This window comes from Halosubterraneus shenae, assembly GCF_050510935.1.
Classification (GTDB): Archaea; Halobacteriota; Halobacteria; order Halobacteriales; family Haloferacaceae; genus JBDGPU01.
Genome location: NZ_JBNLVO010000003.1, coordinates 349386 through 366812 on the forward strand (window position 1 = coordinate 349386; position 17427 = coordinate 366812).

Genomic DNA, 17427 nt, shown 5'->3' on the forward strand with positions numbered 1-17427 from the left:
GAACACGGGCCCAGGGTATCCCATGACCACCTCCAACTCGGCCAGCGGCCCCTACGCTCAGCGGATCGAGGCCGCGAAGCGTCGCCTCCGCGACGGCGCCGGCGACGCGATCGTCCTCTTCCCGAGCAACAACCTCCTGTACACGACCGGATTCGACGAATCGCCCGGTGAACGGCACCTGTTCCTCGTGATTCCCGCGGACGGGGACCCCGTCTTCTTCGCCCCCGCGCTCTACGAGACCCAGCTTCGCGAGGAGACGACCGTCGCGGACCTCCGGACGTGGACCGACAGCGACGACCCCGCCGACCGACTCCGAACCCTCCTCGCCGAGCTGGACCTCCGGGATGGCCACCTTCTCGTCGACGACGAGATGTGGGCGCTGTTCACCCAGGACCTCCGCGAGGCCGCGCCCGAGGCGACGTTCGGGCTCGCGAGCGAGGTACTGGCGGACCTGCGCGTCCGGAAGGACGAGGCCGAGCTCGACGCGATGCGACGGGCCGCCGACGTGGCCGACGCGGTCGTCGACGATCTCCGAGCACTGGGCGACGACGCGATCGGGATGAGCGAGACTGCGCTCGCGGAGTACGTCGAGGACCGGCTCGAGGCACACGGTGGAAGCGGCGTCTCCTTCGCGACGATCGTCGGCGCCGGGCCGAACGGCGCGAAGCCGCACTACCACCACGGCGAGACGGAGATCCAGCCGGGCGAACCCGTCGTCCTCGACTTCGGCACCCGCGTCGACGGCTATCCCTCGGACCAGACGCGGACACTCGTGTTCGGCGACGAGCCCGACGACACCGTCCGGGAGGTACACGACCTCGTCCGCGAGGCACAGCACGCCGGCGTCGACGCGGTCGAACCCGGCGTCACGGCCGCCGACGTCGACCGCGCGGCGCGCGAGGTCATCGAGGATGCGGGGTACGGCGACGAGTTCATCCACCGAACGGGTCATGGCGTCGGCCTCGACGTCCACGAGGAGCCGTTCATCGTCGCCGGCAACGACCGCGATCTCGAACCCGGGATGGTGTTCTCCGTCGAACCCGGCATCTACCTCCCGGACGAGTTCGGCGTCCGGATCGAGGACCTCGTCGTGGTGACCGAGGACGGCTGCGAGCGGCTCAACACAACCGACCGCGGCTGGAAAACCGCCGGACCGAACTGAGCCGGCGCCGTCGGTCCCTCGAACGAGCGCGGCGCCGTCGAGGGGGCGGTCGACCGCGTCCGCACCGACCGGGAGGTCGGCGTACAACGCCTCGTCCGTCACTACGACGTCGAGTACTGCGCGTCGAGATACGTCCGGACGAGCTTCGCCTCCACGCGGCGGAGATGCTCGTGAAACGTCGGTGGCGAGATGTCGAGGGTCGCGGCGATTTCCTTCGCAGACGCGGTGCGGGGCCACTCGAAAAAGCCGGCGTGATACGCCGACTCGAGGACCTCCTGCTGGCGGTCCGTCAGCGACTGCTCGAGGCCCGTCCGGAGCTGGGCGTCCGGTGGCCCAGTGCGCGCCCGCTCCGCCTTGGCCCGGAGCTGCGTCGCGGGATAGACGGACCGGATCCGGTCGAGGATCGAGCGGACGTCGACGGCTCCCGGTAGCTCGACGGTCGCCTCACCGCTGCCGTCCGTTCCGGTTGCGCCGACGAGGACGCCACCGCGGTCGGCGACGATCTCGGCCACGGTCCGCCGCTCCGGAACGACGCGCACGACGCACTCCTCGCCGCCCTCGGTGACGACAGTGAGATCGGCGCCGACCTCGGCCGCGTGACGCCGAAGCGCGTCGAGGTCACTCGCGTCGGCCCGGAGGAACGCGGCCAGCGAGTCCCCGCTCTCGACGACGCCCTGGAGTGACACCTCGCCGTCCGTCGCTTCCGACGCCGCGACGACGAAGGGGCCAGGCTCCGGGAACGCGAGGTCGAGTTCGACGACGGTGTCGCTCAACAGGGCACGCCGCCGCTCGGCGACGCTGATCGCGTAGGCGATCGTCTCCCCGAGTTCGCCGAGGACGGTCCGCTCCGTCTCGGCGAAGGCCTCGGGTCGGGGCGCGTACACGCAGAGGGCGCCGTACGAGCGCCCGCGGTACGACAGCGGGATCGCGGCGGCTGACTCGAACCCTCGCTCGATCGCCGCGTCGCGCCAGGCCGCGTAGTCGGGGTCGTCAGCGATGCGCTGGGCGACGATCACCTCGTCTTCCGCCACGGCGGTCCCGGCCGTCACGTCGTCACTGTTTCCGGCGTCCGTCGGCCGCACGTCGAGGTAGTCAGCGCCCTCGCCGGCCGCCGCTTTCGGCTCGACGCCGGCGGTCGTCGGGTCCACGTCGCCGATCCACGCGAAGCGATAGGGCTCGGCGCTGGCGAGGTGCTCGCAGACGGCCCGCTCGATCTCCTCGCGGGTCTCGGCCCGGACGAGCGCCTCGTTCACGTCGCGGATGACCTGGTTGACGTGGTTGAGCTCCCGCAGGCGCTCGGCCTGGCGTTCGAGCCCGCGCTCGCGACGCCGGCGCTCCGTGACGTCGCGACCGATCCCCGCGAGCGCGACCGGTTCGCCGTCGACCTCCAGCAGCTTCCCGGTGAACTCGTAGGGGATCCGGTCGCCGTCGGCCGTCAGGATCCGCCCGGTCTCCTTGACCTCGCCTGCCCGCAGCACCTGTTCGATCGCCGCCCGTATCTCGTCGCGGTCCTCCTCGACGACGAACTCGACCGGCGCCATCTCGGCGACGGCGTCGTCGTCGTAGCCGGTCACCCGCGTCAGCGTCTCGTTCCAGGCCAGCATCGACCCCTCGAAGTCGATGACGTACAGCATGTCGGAGAGGTGGTCGGCCGCTTCTAACAGCAGGTCGTCGACGTCGAGGTCGACACCCGCGGAACCTTCTGCGGGCGACTTCCCGGCAGGCTCGGACCGACTCGCTGTGTCGACCAGGCGTTCGATGACCGCGTTCGCCTCCCGGGCGACGGCCGCCGAGTCGCCGTCGATCCGGACGACGGCGTCGGCGCCCGCGTCGAGCGCGCTTTCGGCTTCCGCGCCCGTTTCGTGAAAGCCGACGACCGGCGTCTCCGGAGGCTCGTCGCTGCCAGCGTCGATGAGGCGGCCTTCCGGAGTCGCCAGCACCGAAGCAGGGGCGAGCAGACAGGAGATTGCCCCGTCGATAGCGTCTTCGAGCTGGGCATCGACCGGGTTTCGTCGAATTCGCCACTCGTGCGTCGTCGCGAGCTCGTCGAGAACGGCCTCCAGCCGCTCGTCCGCCCCGACGGCGAGCACGGTGTTCCCGGAGACCATGGGCGCCGTATCGGTTCGAACGGCATAAGTTGCACTCCGCCGGCAGCGAGGGACCGGAAACAGCCGGCGAGAGCTCGTTACTCCCGTTCCGGCGCCTCGGGATCGACGGTGACCGCCATGTCGACAGCGCGAACGGCTGGTCGGTCGGCATCGGGGTCGCCGCCTGGTGGCAACGCGACGAGCGGGTTCACGTCCAGCTCGGTTATCGCCGGGAAGTCGGTCGTGTCCAGACCGGCCTTGTTCCCGAACGAGACGACGTCGAGGACGGCCGACGGCGGCGTCGCGACGACCGCGAGGTCCGCGTCGGTTTCGCCAACGTCGTCGACGGCGGGGACGCCGAGCACCTCGTTGTGAGCGGGCGTGACCGGGACCACGTCGCCCGCGAAGTCCTCGAGGAGGTTGGCCGTGACCGCGCGGCCAACGGCGCCCTCGCGCGGCGTCGCACCGACGACGGCGACGGAGTCGGGGTGGAAGAGGGCCGAGATCGATCCCATTGGATCGAGTCTTCGCGGGACGGCCGGTAAAAAGGGCTGGCCGGTATCGACGGCGCGGCCCCAGACTTTCGTGGGACTATTTACCCCCACCCATCCAACGCTCCCACAATGCTATCGGGGGTCAACGTCGCGCTGGGCGTGACGGGGAGTATCGCGGCCGTCACCACCGTCGAACTCGCACACGAGCTCCGCCGCCGCGGCGCCTCGGTCCGCGCGGTGACGACGCCGTCGGCGACGAACATCGTCCACCCGTGGGCCCTGGAGTTCGCGACCGAGCACGACGTCGTCACGGAGGTCACCGGCGACGTCGAGCACGTCGAGCTCTGCGGGCGCGACGGCTGGGCGGACGTCCTCCTGATCGCGCCGGCGACGGCCAACACCGTGGGCAAGATGGCCGGCGCGATCGACGACACGCCGGTCACGACCTGTGCGACGACCGCGCTCGGGGCCGACACCCCCGTCGTCGTCGCGCCGGCGATGCACGAACCGATGTACGACCACCCTGGCGTGCTGGGTGCGCTGGACACCCTCGAATCGTGGGGCGTGACCTTCGCCGACCCCCGCGTGGAGGAGGGGAAAGCCAAAATCGCCGACGAGGAGGCGATCGTGACGGAGGTCGCCCGCGCGACGACGCCGGATTCGCTCGCGGGCAACCACGTCGTGGTGACCGCGGGAGCGACCAAGGAGTACATCGACCCCATCCGGATCATCACGAACCGCGCCTCGGGGAAGACGGGCCGCGCCGTCGCCCGCGCGTGCTACGTCCGCGGCGCGGACGTGACCCTCGTCCACGATGGACCGGAAGTCCCGTACGCCGACGTGCTCCGGGTCGAGACCGCCGACGAGATGCTGGAGGCGACGACCGCGGCGTGTGCGACCGGCGACGCGCTCGTCTCCGCCGCGGCCATCTCGGATTTCACCGCCGACGCCGTCGGGGAGAAGATCCGGTCCGGGTCGCCGCTCTCCCTGAACCTGGAACCGACGCCGAAGCTCATCGACACCGTCCGGGAGCAGTACCCCGACCTCCCCATCGTCGGCTTCAAGGCCGAGACGTCCGGCGACGACGCGGCGATGATCGAGGAGGCCGTCAAGCTCCGCGACCGCGTCGGGCTGGCGTTCGTCGTCGCCAACGACGCGAGCGTGATGGGGGAAGACGACACGCGCGTCCTGCTCGTGGGCGAGGCTGCAAGCGAGACGACGCAGGCCCAGCTCGTCGGCGAGGGCGACGCGGCCGGCGTCGAGGTCGTGTCGGGGACGAAGAACGTCGTCGCGGGCCGCGTCGCCGACAAGCTCGGACGCGTGCTGGCGGCGGAACCGTAACCACGCGTCCGGTCACGACCGGTCGCAGGTGGAGTCAGGGGTGACCGTAGTCGGAGAGATAAGAAGTGTTTTGACCGTGCCGAAAGACTCCCCGTGTGAGAACTATTCATGGAATCCGATCTATCGATCGCCGACCAGTACGGGGGTGATCCCGGTGGCTGATTCCGGGATCCTCGTGCCGGTTGAGCAAACCGGCACGTTGCGTGCGACGGTCACGCACGCGGTCGAAGCGGCTATCTCCGAAGGGCCACCGGAGATCCATTTCGTCTACGTCGCGTCCTGGCGCAACGAGGACCCGGGTTCGGAGCGTCGACTCAGCCAGGCACAGGAGCTGCTCGACGACGCGGTCCGCTGGGCCGAGTACGACCAGGAGGAGGCGGGCGCGGACGGCGACGTGACGCTCCAGACCGCGATCGTCGGCACCGACGAGTACCTCTTCGGCGCGGAGCAGTACGCCGAACAGCTCGTCGCGTACGCCGAGGAACAGGGGCTCGGCGAGATCGTCCTCGACCCGGAGTACTCGCCGGTCGGCACCCGCGCGCTGCTGCGGCCGCTGGAGTACGAGCTCGCGCGGTCGTCGATCGACGTGCGGGAGGCGCCGGTCGACCGGCCATCCCGCCGCGCACAGCTGGTCAGCGAGATCAACTTCGTCCGGTTCGCCTCGATATTCGGCGTTTCCTTCGTCTTCTACTTGATCCTGGGCGACCCGACGTACACGTTCGACCTCATTACGGGCGTCGCGTCCGCGACGATGACCGCCATCGCCCTCTCCCGCGTCTCGCTCAGCAGCGACCCGACGTTCCCGGGCTCGTTCATGCGGCTGGCACGACTCGCTATCTACGTCCCCGTCCTCCTCTTCGAGATCCTCAAGTCGAACGTCGTGATCGCGGCGGTGATCCTTCGGCCCTCGATGCCGATCGAACCGCGGATGACCCGCGTTCGCTCGCTCGTCGGGAGCGGGCTCCCGATCACGACGCTGGCGAACTCGATCACGCTCACGCCCGGGACGCTTACCGTCCGCGCTCGCGACGAGAACCTCTACGTCCACGCGCTGATCCCCTGGGCCCGCGAGGGGCTGTTCGCGGGCTCGCTGGAGCGATGGACCCGCTTCATCTTCTACGGCCGGTCGGCCGCTCGGCTGCCGACCCCCGAGGAGCGCGGCGACTGTCACGTCCTCCAGGGGCCCGAAGCCGACGAAGCGCTGCCGGACCCGACGCGCGCGAGCCGGACGCCGGCCACCGACGGCGGGCAGTCGGCGACCAGCGATGCTGACGAGACCGTCGAAGGCGACGATGGCGACGGCCACGGCGACGGCCACGGCGACGGAGGTGCCCGATGAGCATCGCCGACGTGGCCGTGGTCGCCGGCTACACCGTGGGCGACCTGCTGCTGGCGACGGCGACTGGGCTGGTCGTCATCGCCATCGGCATGTTCTACCGGGCGATCCGCGGGCCGACGACGCAGGACCGCGTGCTGGCGGTCAACGTGCTCGGCACCAATACGGTCGTCATCCTCGCGCTGCTCGGGGCCGCCCTCGAGGAGCCGACGTTCCTCGACATCGCCCTGGTATACGCGCTGTTGAACTTCCTGATGGCGATCGCCATCTCGAAGTTCACCGTCGAACGGGGTGGTGTGCTGTGAGCACGCTCGAGCTCGTTCGGGTCGGGCTGGTCGTGATCTTCGCGGCCGCCGGCCTGTTCTTCACGTTCGTCTCGATGGCGGGCGTGATCCGGCTCCCCGACGTCTTCGCGCGGGCCCACACGGCGTCGCAGGCCGACACCCTCGGGGCCGGCTTCGGGCTGGCCGCCGTCGCGCTGGTGATGTACCCCGACCCGGGCACGGTCAAGACCGTCCTCCTGCTGTTCTTCATCTTCGTGACGAACCCGACGGCCGCCCACGCCATCGCGCGGGCCGCCTTCGAGGACGGGCACGTCCCCTGGACGGAGACGCCCGGGGACGAACCCGACCGGGGCGCGGTCGGTCAGGGGTCCCAGGCTGGAGAGACGGGACCCGAGGAACCGGAGTCGAAACCAACTGCGACCGACGTTCGAACGGAGGGTGAATCATGACCGTCCCGCTACAGTTCGCGGTGACGCCTATCGAGGCCTCGCTGATGCTCTTCGTCCTGTTGACGGCGATCGTGACGGCGCTCGCCCGGGACGTGCTCGCCGCGATCATCGTCTTCGGCGCGTACAGCTTCGGGATGGCCGCGCTGTACACGTTCTACCGCGCGCCCGACGTGGCGCTGACCGAAGCCGCGGTCTCGGCGGGGATCACCACGGTCCTCCTGCTGCTGACGATCGCGAAGACGTCGCGGATCGAGCACGAGGTGACCTACAGCTCGATCAACTGGCCGGCGCTGGGGGCGGTCGCGCTGCTCGGCGTCGCCATCGCGTCGACGCTGTCGTCGATCCCGGCCGTCGGTGACCCGACCGCCGCGGTCTGGTCGGACGAGGCCGTCACGCAGTACTACATCGCACAGACGTACGCCGACACCCACGTCGACAATACGGTGATGGCCGTGCTGGCCGGCTACCGTGGGTTCGACACCTTCGGCGAGGCCGTCGTGGTCTTCGCCGCTGGCGTCGCGACCATGCTGGTACTCCACAGGGAGAGCTTCACATGACCGACGACGAGACGAACATCGACGAGAGTGGCTCCGGCGACGGTCCGACCGACGGCGACTCGGCCGAACGCGACTCGGCCGAACGCGACTCGGCCGAACGCGACTCGGCCGACAGTGACCTCGCTGACGAGGGTCGAGAGCCGACGATATCGCCCATCGAGCGCCAGCGGAGCCCGTACACGGAGAGCCAGGTGATCATGTCGGCTGTGAAGGTGATGGCCCCGTTCGTGTTCACGTTCGGGCTGTTCATCACGTTCCACGGGGCCGACTCGCCGGGTGGTGGCTTCCAGGGCGGGGCGATCATCGCGGCCGTCATCCTGATGATCGCGTTCGCGTTCGGCATCGAGGCGACCCGCGAGTGGCTCAGCAACGCCGTCGTCGTCGCGCTCGCGGCCGGCGGCGTCGTCGTCTTCGGGGGTATCGGCGTCGTCGCGCTCGCGCTCGGCGGCAACTTCCTCGAGTACGCGCGGCTCCCGATCAAGAACCCGGTCAAGTACGGGATGGAGGCTATCGAGATCGGCGGCATCGCCGCCATCGTGAGCGGCGTCCTCGTCGGGCTCTTCTTCCTGCTCGCGGCCGGCTTCGCCACCGCGGAGGTGAACGAATGATAGAGATCCTCGCAACCAGACACGCCTACGCGACGTTCACGATCCTGCTGTGTATCGGCCTCTATATGATGATCGCCAACAAAAACCTCGTGAAGAAGATCATCGGCCTCAACCTGTTCCAGACGGCCATCTTCCTGCTGTTCATCGCCTCGGCGTACGTCCAGGGCGGGAAGATCCCAATCGTCCCGAAGGGCAAGGTCGCCGGCGAGACGTTCGTCAGCCCGCTGCCCCAGGTGCTCGTGCTGACCGCCATCGTCGTCGGCGTGAGCCTGACTGCCGTCGGCCTCGCACTCTGTATCCGGATCCACGAGGAGTACGGCACGCTCCGCACCGACGCGCTCCGGGAAGCGATGCGCGAGGAGGACGTCCTGCCGGGCGAGGAGTCCGCCGCCGAACCGGACGTCGTGACCGACGGCGGGAACGTCGCTGACGGCGGGAACGTCGCTGACGACGGAAACGCCACCCACGACGGAGGTGAGTCCCGATGATCGAGGCCCTGATCCCGCTGCTCGTCGTAGTTCCCATCCTCGCGGCGGTGATCCCGCTCGTGGCCGGCCTGTGGTACGAGAACGTCGGCTGGTCGATCGCGGCAGTGACGGCGACGGTCCTGTTCGGGCTCGCGGCGTGGATCGCCCGGAGCGTCTTCGCCGGCGGGCGCATCGTCCACGAGCTCGGCGGCTTCTCCCGGCCCATCGGCATCGAGCTGGTCGCCGACGAGCTCTCCGCGATGCTCGTCCTGCTTAATGCCGCGGTCGTCCTCGGCGTCCTCGCGTTCGCCCGGACGGCGGGCCCGCGCGGGAACGCCTTCTACTCCGGCTACCTGCTGCTGGCCGGCGGCGTGATGGGCGTCGCGCTCACCGGCGACGTGTTCAACCTGTTCGTCTTCCTCGAGGTGACGAGCCTGACCACGTACGCGCTCGTCGCCTCGGACCGGTCGGGCGCGAGCGCCTACGCGTCGCTGAAATACCTCATCGTCGGCACCGTCGGCGCTTCGCTGTACCTCATCGGCGTCGGCTACGCGTTCCTCGCGACGGGGACGCTGAACATGATCGACTTACGCCAGCAGCTCGCCGCGGTCGGCTACGGCGACCCGCTGGTGCAGGCCGCGTTCGGCTTCGTCGTCGCCGGCTTCCTCATCAAGATGGCCGTCTTCCCGGTCCACGTCTGGCAGCCGGACGCGTACCAGCGCGCCCCCGACACCGTGACGACGTACATCTCCGCGCTCGTCTCGACGGGCGCCGCCTACGCGCTCATTCGCGTGACGTACGGCGTGTTCACCGTCGAGTTCCTGCGCGCGAACGAGGCGTTCACCACCGCGATGCTCGTGGTGGCCGGGACGAGCATCGTCGCGGGCAGCACCCTTGCCGTCACGCAGACGGACCTCAAGCGGGTGTTCGCCTACTCCTCCGTGGCGCAGTTCGGGATGATCGCCGCCGCCGTCGCCATCGGTAACCGGACGGCGCTGCTCGGCGCGATGATCCACCTCGTCGGCCACGGCCTGCTGAAAGGCGGGCTGTTCCTCGGTGCCGGGCTGCTCCGGCAGACCTACGACGTGCGGACGGTCGACGACCTCGCCGGCCTCGCGCGGACGGCCCCGTACACGGCCGGCGGTATCTCGGTGCTCGGCCTCGCCTTAGTCGGCGTCCCGCCGTCCGTCGGCTTCGTCGGCAAGTGGTACATGGCCCTCGGCGCCGTCGAGGCCGAGGCCTGGGGGATCGCAACGGTGATCTTCCTGAGTACGCTGCTGTCGCTGCTGTACGTCGGGCGTATCGTGGAGCAACTGTACTTCGGGGAGGCGAGCACCGACGCGGCGGCGACGGAACCGGAACCGGCCCCGGCGTCGAGCGCGTCCGACCAGCGACCCGCCAGCGACGGCGGCGTCCGGGCGCCCGCCGGTGACGCGTCCATCGCCGAGATGGCGTCGCCTCGTGTGCCGCGTGCCGGGCTCGCCGTGCTGGTCCTGGCAGTCGTCGCCGCCGTCGCGCTCGGCTTCGCCGGCGTGGCATTCGCGGACGTCCTCGACCCGGTCCTCGGGAGGTTCTTCGCATGACTGAAGTGATAGATTATCGTCCCCTGGCTGCGGTGCTGGTATCGCTGCTCGCGACCGTGTTCATCGTCGCCTCCTACCGGCGACCGAACCTCAGGGAGGCGTGGACGATCCTCGCGGCCGTGACGAAGTTCGGGCTCATCGCGTCGATGGTCCCCGGCGTCCTCTCCGGGACCGTCTACGTTTCGCCCATCGCGTCGTTCCTGCCCGGGATCAGCCTCGCGCTGCAGGCCGACCCGCTCGGGCTGCTGTTCGCGATGCTCGCGAGCCTGCTGTGGATCGTCACCTCCTTCTACAGCATCGGTTACATGCGCGGGCTCGACGAGCACGCGCAGACGCGCTACTTCGCGTCGTTCGCGGTGTCCGTCTCCGCGGCCGTCGGCGTCGCGATGGCGAGCAACCTCCTCGCGCTGTTCGTCTTCTACGAGCTGCTGACGGTCGCGACGTACCCGCTCGTCGGCCACGACGAGACCGACGAGTCCCGGGCCGCCGGCCGGAAGTACCTCGCATACACCTTCGCGGGCGGCGTCTCGGTGCTCGCGGGCACCGTCGGCGTCTACTTGCTGACGGGCACGGTGACGTTCACGCCCGGCGGCATCGAGGGCCTGAGCGCGGTCGACACGAACGTCGCGCGCGCCCTGTTCGGCCTCCTCATCGCCGGCTTCGGCGTGAAGGCGGCGCTGATGCCCGTCCACTCCTGGCTGCCGGACGCGATGGTCGCGCCGACGCCCGTCTCCGGCCTGCTGCACGCCGTCGCAGTCGTCAAGAGCGGTGTCTTCGGCATCGCACGGGTCGTCCTCGAGGTCTTCGGCCCGGACACCGTGAGCGCGCTCGGCGTCGGCGTCGTGCTCGCCGCCGTGGCCGCGTTCACGCTGACCGTGGCGAGCGTGATGGCGCTCCGGCAGGACAACCTGAAGCGCCGGCTGGCCTACTCGACAGTGAGCCAGCTCTCGTACATCGTCCTGGGGCTGGGCATCGGCGTGAGCGCCGGCGGGACGAACGCGCTGATCGGCGGGCTGCTCCACATCCCGGCGCACGCGTTCATGAAGCTCACCCTGTTCTTCTGTGCGGGGATCCTCCACGTCGAGACGCATACGGACGCCATCAGCGACATGGCCGGCATCGGGAAGCGGATGCCGCTGACGATGAGCGCCTTCGCCGTCGCCGCGGCCGGGATGGCCGGCATCCCGCTCGTCGCCGGCTTCGTGAGCAAGTGGTACCTCCTGCTCGGCAGCGTCGGCGCCGGCGGCGCGGTCTTCGCCGTCGTGCTGCTCATCTCCGGCGTCCTGAACATCGCGTACTTCTGGCCCATCGTCTACACGGCCTTCTTCGAGTCCCCCGACGACAGCGACACCAAACCGCTACTCTCCGGCCCGTTCGGCGGCCGCTTCGCGCTGGCGACGGACGGCGGCAAGTTCACGCTCGTGACCGACGGCGGGAATCCCGTCGACGTTGAGGACGAAGACGACGAAGACGACGAAGACGACGAAGCCGCGGAGCTCGAGGACGTCGACGCCGGCGTTCCGGTCGACGACGCCGAGGAACTGGAGGAAGCGCTGGAGGATGTCGACATTGAGAACGCCGACGCCGACACGCCAGAGGAGTACCTCCAGGACTCGCCCGGCGAGTACGCGGTCGATCGCTACCCGAGCGACCACATGACCGGGAACTCCGGGGACGAGGAAGCGGCAGCCGGTGACGCCGCGGGCGAGGTCGGTCGTGCAGGCGACGACGCCGCAAGCGACCACCACGACGACGCCGGCGACCACCACGACGACGGCCACCATCACGGCCCACCGCCTGGCGGCTGGACGGAGTCGAACTGGCGCGGCGGCGAAAGCACCTGGTTCATGCTGGGGCCGATCCTCGCGGCCGCAACGGGGTCGCTCGTGCTTGGCGTCGTTCCACACACGGCGGTGTTCCTGCGGATCGTCGAGCTCATCGTCGCGAACGCAACGGGGGTGGCCGTCTGATGGCGGCTGACTCCCTGCTCACGGCGGCCTTCCCGGCGCTGCTCGTGCTCGCGGCGGCCGTCGTCCTGCCGCTGCTGAGCCGGCGCGTCGGCCACGCACTCGGCGCGCTGGTGACCGGCGCCGTCGTGCCGTGGAGCGTCCTGGCGCCGGCCGGCGCCCACCTGCCGGTCAGGCTATTCGGCTTCGAGGCGTACCTGTTCAACGTCGACCCGTTCTCGCGGCTGATGGGGATCATCTTCGGCCTCATCGGCGCCATCGCCATCCTCTACTCGTACGCGAGCGAGGCCGAGAACGTCCAGACGGCGTTCGCGATGTCGTACGTCGGCTCCAGCCTCGGGGCCGTCTTCGCGGGCGACTGGCTCTCGCTGTTGTTCTTCTGGGAGCTGATGGCCGTCACCAGCACACTGCTCGTCTGGCACTACGGCGGCATCGCCGTGCGCGCCGGCTTCCGGTACGCGCTGCTGCACGGTATCGGCGGGAGCCTGCTGATGGGCGCGATCATCTGGCATTACGTCGAGGTCGGCACGTTCCTCTTCGCCTCGGTCCCCGGTGGACCCGAGGTAGCGGGGATGGCCGCGGGTGTGCCCCAGCTGCTCGCGGCGCTGGGCATCGGCGTCAACGTCGGCTTCATCGGGCTGCACGCCTGGCTGCCCGACACCTACCCGCGCCCGCACATCGCGGCGAGCGTCTTCCTCTGCGTCTACACCACGAAGACCGGCGTCTACGGGATGTACCGCGCGTTCCCGGAGGGCCAGCTCGCCATCGCGTACATGGGCGGGGCGATGGCCGTCTTCGGCGCCGCCATGGCGCTGCTCCAGAGCGACATGCGCCGCCTGCTCTCCTACCACATTCAGTCGCAGGTCGGCTACATGGTCGCCGGCGTCGGGATCCCGAAGGCGCTGGCGACCGCGGGCGCGTTCGGCCACGTGTTCAACCACATCCTCTACAAGAGCCTCCTGTTCATGACCGTCGGCGTGGTCATCTACCGCACCGGCGAGGAGAGCCTCAAGAAGGTCGGCGGGCTCGCCCGTGAGATGCCGATCACGGCGATCACCTTCACCATCGCGGCGCTGTCCATCGCCGGCTTCCCGGGCTTCAACGGCTTCGTCAGTAAGGGGATGGTGATCGGCGCGGCCCACAAGAAGCACCTCGACGTGCTCTGGTACCTCCTGCTGGCCGGGGGCGTCGGCACCTTCCTCTCGTTCATCAAGCTCGGCTACCACGCCTTCCTCCACGGCGAGTACGAGGGGACCGTCGCCGACGCGAACCGCGGGCAGTCGGTCGCGATGATCAGCGTCGCGGCCCTCTGTGTGGTCTACGGGCTCGTCCCGGACCTGCTGTTCGACATCATCCCGCTCTCCGGCGAGTTCGAGTTCCACGTCTTCACCGTCGGCCACATCGTCGAGGGGCTCGTGCTGGCACTGCTCGGCGTCGTCGGCTTCGCGGTCCTGAAGAAGCCGCTGAAGAGGGTCGGACGCGTGCCGGACGTCGACGCGCTGTACAACCGGGCGGCCTTTTACGGCGGCCGCGCGCTCGTCGTCGGCGTGACCGAGACGTACGCCGCCGTCGACCGCGGCGTCGTGGGCACCGTCAAGAGCGTCGAGCGCGTCGGCGCGAACCCGCGCTCGTACGCGAAGCAGATCGGCATCACCGAGGACATCCGCGCCGGCATCGGTCGCGGCGTGATGATCGTGACGGTGGTGACCGCGCTGGCGCTGCTGGTCCTGCTGAACCTCTGATTCGTCGCGGTCGACGCTTTTTGGGTGGGTTCGTCGTTTTTTATCGTTAGCTGAAGCGTCGTTTGCGGGATCTCTCAGCGTGGTTTAAATCTCCGAGTCTCTGCGCGCTCGCGCTTATAAATAAAGTCAGTAATCGTCGGCAGTGACACCACTCAGCCCACGTAGAAAGCCCCGACGGCGAGCAGCTCGTGCTTATAAACTAAGACGACCTTCAGCACTAGCAACACCACTCAGCATGCCCAGAAAGCCCCAGCCGCTGAGCGCTCGCGCTGCTCGCTGCGCTTCTCACCCGGCTCGCTCCCTTCGGTCGCTCGCCGGGTTCCGGTGCTTGCGTCGCAGGGCGTCCCGCTCGCCGGCTGCCCCTTTCAGTCCCGCCCCGGGAGTGGTGGCCGGGCGTCGCTCGCGGCGGCTGAAGCGCCGACGACGCGAGCCAGCTGTCCGGCGTGCGGTGCGGGGCGGCCGGCGCGCGCGAGCAACGCGTGCGAGGGAGGCCGGCGCCGAGGCGGTGTCCTCGTGAGCGGAGCGAACGAGGGGCCGGAAGTCGCAGCCCGGACCCGTCCGTCGTAGACGCAACGGAAGCCCGGACCGTCTTCCGAGGCGATGCCGGCGCCGGCCGAGGCTGGGGAGGGCCGAGGCTTGCGGTAGCTGTGCGGTCGCGGTGCGGTTGCCGTCGCGGTCGCGGTCCTTGCGGACTGAAAGGGCGACGGCCGGTCTCGTGAACAGCGAGAGACCGGAGGTCTCTCGGGCAGCCGGCGCGCCGTCGCCGCGCCGGCGACGAAGTGAACGAGAGCTTGGAAGTCGCAGCCCGGCAGCCCGCTACTGCAGGCAGCCCGGACCGTCTTCCAGCGGTCGCGCCGAAGGGGAGTCGCTGAGTCAACCCCTATCCGCGCGGGCGGTGTCTTCGCGAGCGCAGCGAGCGAAGGCCAGAAAGTCGCAGCCCGGACCCGTCCGTCGAAGACGCAACGGAAGCCCGGACCGTCTTTCGAGGCGGAGAGCCGCGGATATGTCGCGGAGCGACCGCGAGCGGCCGAGGGCTTTCTGGGTGTTTGCGGTGCTGTCAAGCGCAGCAGCGTCTGCACCTGAGCTTCCGACTTATAAATAAGAGCGGTCGAGGGCTTTCTGGGTGTTTGCGGTGCTGTCAAGAGCAAGTCCGTATCACCTGACCAAATCTACTTATAAAGAGAGACCGGACGCTTGCCGGCTTTGGCTCTTCAGAACGATTCATTCGCTTCGCAATACAGGACCCGCATCCCCAAAATCCGATCTCGCTCACTGTCAGCCCCTCGCATCGGGGGCCGATGATCGTCAGCTTTTATCCTCCGGTTGGTGTACCTGCGACATGGACCAGTTGCGGCAGTCGCTCCTCGACGCGCCGATCATCGAGAAAGGAGATTACGAGTACTTCGTCCACCCGATTAGCGACGGGGTTCCGATGCTGGAGCCGGAGCTCCTCCGCGAGATCGTCATCCGGATCATCCGGAAGGCGGAGCTCGAGAACGTCGACAAGATCGTCACGCCGGCCGCGATGGGGATCCACATCTCGACCGCGCTGTCGCTGATGACGGACATCCCGCTCGTCGTCATCCGCAAGCGCCAGTACGGCCTCGAGGGCGAGGTCCCCCTCTTCCAGGAGACGGGCTACTCCGAATCCGAGATGTACATCAACGACGTCGCCGAGGGCGACCGAGTCCTCGTGCTCGACGACGTGCTCTCGACGGGCGGCACGATGAAGGCCATCCTCGACGCGCTCACGAACGACGTCGGCGCGGAGGTCGGCGACGTTCTGGCAGTGATCAAGAAGGCCGGCGAGAACGAGCTCGACGACACCGACTACGACGTGAAGACGCTGATCAACGTCACCGTCGAGGACGGCGAAGTGATCATCGTCGACGAGCACGGCGACGGATAGGTCGAACCGGCCCGGACTGGATCGGTCCGGACTGTACCGGATCCCGACTGCGGACGCCACCTTTTCGCGGTCGCCGACGTCGATCCCGTACTGTCGAGAATACGAGTAGTTGGCGTCAGTCCACCCGATCGATTGACCGATATCCGCGCACAGGCGCCGTGCCGTTATGTCGCTGAACGTCCTGACAGATCCTGGAACAACGCCGTTTTTGAGTCTCCCGCCCCGTGATCTATCCGTATGACAAGCGCACTGTTCGTCGTCAGCGAGGACGGCTACTGGGGCGAGGAATGTATCGAGCCGCTCACGTCTCTGGAGGACGCCGGCGTCGACGTCACCGTGGCGACGCCGACCGGCTCGCCGCCGGTGGTCGACGAGCGCTCCGTCGACCCCGACACCGTCGGCGAGGAGACGGCCGAGGAAGTACTCGACGTCCACGAGAACCACCCCGGCCTCAACAACCCGGAGCGGGTCGCCCGCGTCTCCGCGGCCGACTTCGACACGGTGGTCTTCCCCGGCGGCCACGGCACGGCGTGGGACGTCAATCAGGACCGGCACGCGCGCCAGCTCCTCCTCGACGCCGTCGCCGGCGACGAGGGGAACGCGCTGGTTGTCTGTCACGCTGTCGCCATCCTCGCGTTCACGCGCGAGGCCGACGGCTCGTTCCTGGTCGACGGCCGCGACGTCACCGGCTTCCCGAACGCATGGGAGGAGGACATCGTCGACGAGGACGACCTGATGCCGGACGGGCGCAAGCTCCCCTACTGGGTGGAGGACGAGGTGAAGGCCGCCGGCGCGAACTGGGACGCCGAGCTCGACGCCGACACGAGCGTCACCGTCGACGGCGACCTCATCACCGCCCGTGGCCCCGGTTCCTCCGCGGCCGCGGCCGAGACGCTGCTCGAGGAACTCGGCATCGACGCGTAAGCTGTCCGGAGCGTCCGCTTTTTTGAACGCCGTCGCTATCCGGTGAGCGACTGCCGTCGCGATGGGCGAGAACCGCCGTCGCGATGGGCGAGAACCGCCGTCGCGATGGGCGAGAACCGCAGTTGCGAACCGCGAGAGTTGCTATCGAACGGGGAGTTCAGGCAGCGTCGAGGCCGACCTCAGGCCTCGGATTCGATCGTGAACGCCGGCTCCGCGATGTTCTCGGATTTACACTCCGGACAGCGGGAGGGGTAGTTCACCGGGTCGTCGAAGCGGTCGAACCCGCAGTCGTTACACGCCGGCGTGGCGACGAGGAACTCCTCGTCTTCCTCGACCGACTGCGCGACGTGTTCGAGGTGCTCGTAGACGACCGGCGTCGGCAGCGCCAGCGTCTCGGCCAGCTCGCTGGCCGTCGCCGGCGACTCGCGTAGTTCCTCGGCGATGCGCTGGCGCGTCGTCGACTCCATGCCCCCCGTTCGTGACTCGGGGTTATAAACCGCCTGTCGAGGGGCCAACC

The 17427-nt window shown here is 68.9% G+C and carries 13 protein-coding genes and 3 pseudogenes; 13 read left to right on the forward strand and 3 right to left on the reverse strand.

Annotated features, from left to right (window positions below; genetic code table 11):
* The first annotated feature begins 22 nt into the window (after window positions 1–22).
* Complete coding sequence (locus ACQE3M_RS08095; protein ID WP_430505086.1) at window positions 23–1162, forward strand: M24 family metallopeptidase; 1140 nt, start codon at window positions 23–25, stop codon at window positions 1160–1162.
* A gap of 101 nt (window positions 1163–1263) precedes the next feature.
* Here the strand turns inward: ACQE3M_RS08095 and ACQE3M_RS08100 are convergent, their stop codons facing one another.
* Together ACQE3M_RS08100 and ACQE3M_RS08105 are read right to left on the reverse strand one after the other, a co-directional pair.
* Window positions 1264–3270, reverse strand: a complete 2007-nt coding sequence (locus ACQE3M_RS08100) for a bacterio-opsin activator domain-containing protein (RefSeq protein WP_430505087.1) — start codon at window positions 3268–3270, stop codon at window positions 1264–1266.
* Between the two features lie 227 nt (window positions 3271–3497).
* A pseudogene (locus ACQE3M_RS08105) lies at window positions 3498–3764 on the reverse strand (CoA-binding protein); the annotation flags it as partial.
* Between the two features lie 108 nt (window positions 3765–3872).
* Between ACQE3M_RS08105 and coaBC the strand changes: the two are divergent.
* The 12 genes and pseudogenes from coaBC (at window position 3873) to ACQE3M_RS08165 (ending at window position 16910) form a co-directional block, all read left to right on the forward strand.
* Window positions 3873–5084: a bifunctional phosphopantothenoylcysteine decarboxylase/phosphopantothenate--cysteine ligase CoaBC gene (gene coaBC, locus ACQE3M_RS08110; RefSeq protein WP_430505088.1), complete on the forward strand. Its 1212-nt coding sequence runs from the start codon at window positions 3873–3875 to the stop codon at window positions 5082–5084.
* Between the two features lie 154 nt (window positions 5085–5238).
* Entirely contained in the window at window positions 5239–6423 is a 1185-nt protein-coding gene (locus tag ACQE3M_RS08115) for a monovalent cation/H+ antiporter subunit E (protein WP_430505089.1), read from the forward strand.
* Window positions 6420–6725: a cation:proton antiporter gene (locus tag ACQE3M_RS08120; RefSeq protein ID WP_430505090.1), complete on the forward strand. Its 306-nt coding sequence runs from the start codon at window positions 6420–6422 to the stop codon at window positions 6723–6725. Before ACQE3M_RS08115 ends, ACQE3M_RS08120 begins: the two co-directional genes overlap by 4 nt.
* Window positions 6722–7045 (forward strand): annotated as a pseudogene (gene mnhG / locus ACQE3M_RS08125) (monovalent cation/H(+) antiporter subunit G); the annotation flags it as partial. The gene ACQE3M_RS08120 and the pseudogene mnhG, both read left to right, overlap by 4 nt.
* A gap of 104 nt (window positions 7046–7149) precedes the next feature.
* The gene (locus tag ACQE3M_RS08130; protein WP_430505091.1) at window positions 7150–7710 is read left to right on the forward strand and encodes a DUF4040 domain-containing protein; all 561 of its coding nucleotides are present in this window, start codon (window positions 7150–7152) and stop codon (window positions 7708–7710) included.
* Window positions 7707–8303 (forward strand): annotated as a pseudogene (locus tag ACQE3M_RS08135) (MnhB domain-containing protein); the annotation flags it as partial. The gene ACQE3M_RS08130 and the pseudogene ACQE3M_RS08135, both read left to right, overlap by 4 nt.
* A gap of 11 nt (window positions 8304–8314) precedes the next feature.
* A complete protein-coding gene (locus ACQE3M_RS08140; protein WP_430505092.1) occupies window positions 8315–8806 on the forward strand; it encodes a cation:proton antiporter subunit C in 492 nt (163 codons plus the stop codon).
* Window positions 8803–10368: a monovalent cation/H+ antiporter subunit D family protein gene (locus ACQE3M_RS08145; RefSeq protein WP_430505093.1), complete on the forward strand. Its 1566-nt coding sequence runs from the start codon at window positions 8803–8805 to the stop codon at window positions 10366–10368. The genes ACQE3M_RS08140 and ACQE3M_RS08145 overlap by 4 nt, the downstream gene beginning before the upstream one ends.
* The gene (locus ACQE3M_RS08150) at window positions 10365–12338 is read left to right on the forward strand and encodes a cation:proton antiporter (protein ID WP_430505094.1); all 1974 of its coding nucleotides are present in this window, start codon (window positions 10365–10367) and stop codon (window positions 12336–12338) included. The genes ACQE3M_RS08145 and ACQE3M_RS08150 overlap by 4 nt, the downstream gene beginning before the upstream one ends.
* Complete coding sequence (locus ACQE3M_RS08155; RefSeq protein ID WP_430505095.1) at window positions 12338–14077, forward strand: Na(+)/H(+) antiporter subunit D; 1740 nt, start codon at window positions 12338–12340, stop codon at window positions 14075–14077. The genes ACQE3M_RS08150 and ACQE3M_RS08155 overlap by 1 nt, the downstream gene beginning before the upstream one ends.
* 1339 nt (window positions 14078–15416) lie before the next feature.
* Entirely contained in the window at window positions 15417–15986 is a 570-nt protein-coding gene (gene hpt, locus ACQE3M_RS08160; RefSeq protein ID WP_430505096.1) for a hypoxanthine/guanine phosphoribosyltransferase, read from the forward strand.
* A gap of 237 nt (window positions 15987–16223) precedes the next feature.
* Entirely contained in the window at window positions 16224–16910 is a 687-nt protein-coding gene (locus ACQE3M_RS08165; protein ID WP_430505097.1) for a type 1 glutamine amidotransferase domain-containing protein, read from the forward strand.
* A gap of 179 nt (window positions 16911–17089) precedes the next feature.
* On the opposite strand, the gene ACQE3M_RS08170 is transcribed toward ACQE3M_RS08165, so the two are convergent.
* Window positions 17090–17377, reverse strand: coding sequence for a transcriptional regulator (locus ACQE3M_RS08170; protein WP_430505098.1), 288 nt, complete (start codon window positions 17375–17377; stop codon window positions 17090–17092).
* Window positions 17378–17427: the final 50 nt, after the last annotated feature.

Excerpts from the sequence above, each read along its gene's own strand:
- ACQE3M_RS08095 (WP_430505086.1), top strand. The coding sequence starts at position 23 with ATGACCACCTCCAACTCGGCCAGCGGCCCCTACGCTCAGCGGATCGAG.
- ACQE3M_RS08100 (WP_430505087.1), bottom strand. The coding sequence starts at position 3,270 with ATGGTCTCCGGGAACACCGTGCTCGCCGTCGGGGCGGACGAGCGGCTG.
- coaBC (WP_430505088.1), top strand. The coding sequence starts at position 3,873 with ATGCTATCGGGGGTCAACGTCGCGCTGGGCGTGACGGGGAGTATCGCG.
- ACQE3M_RS08120 (WP_430505090.1), top strand. The coding sequence starts at position 6,420 with ATGAGCATCGCCGACGTGGCCGTGGTCGCCGGCTACACCGTGGGCGAC.
- ACQE3M_RS08130 (WP_430505091.1), top strand. The coding sequence starts at position 7,150 with ATGACCGTCCCGCTACAGTTCGCGGTGACGCCTATCGAGGCCTCGCTG.
- ACQE3M_RS08140 (WP_430505092.1), top strand. The coding sequence starts at position 8,315 with ATGATAGAGATCCTCGCAACCAGACACGCCTACGCGACGTTCACGATC.
- ACQE3M_RS08145 (WP_430505093.1), top strand. The coding sequence starts at position 8,803 with ATGATCGAGGCCCTGATCCCGCTGCTCGTCGTAGTTCCCATCCTCGCG.
- ACQE3M_RS08150 (WP_430505094.1), top strand. The coding sequence starts at position 10,365 with ATGACTGAAGTGATAGATTATCGTCCCCTGGCTGCGGTGCTGGTATCG.
- ACQE3M_RS08155 (WP_430505095.1), top strand. The coding sequence starts at position 12,338 with ATGGCGGCTGACTCCCTGCTCACGGCGGCCTTCCCGGCGCTGCTCGTG.
- hpt (WP_430505096.1), top strand. The coding sequence starts at position 15,417 with ATGGACCAGTTGCGGCAGTCGCTCCTCGACGCGCCGATCATCGAGAAA.
- ACQE3M_RS08165 (WP_430505097.1), top strand. The coding sequence starts at position 16,224 with ATGACAAGCGCACTGTTCGTCGTCAGCGAGGACGGCTACTGGGGCGAG.
- ACQE3M_RS08170 (WP_430505098.1), bottom strand. The coding sequence starts at position 17,377 with ATGGAGTCGACGACGCGCCAGCGCATCGCCGAGGAACTACGCGAGTCG.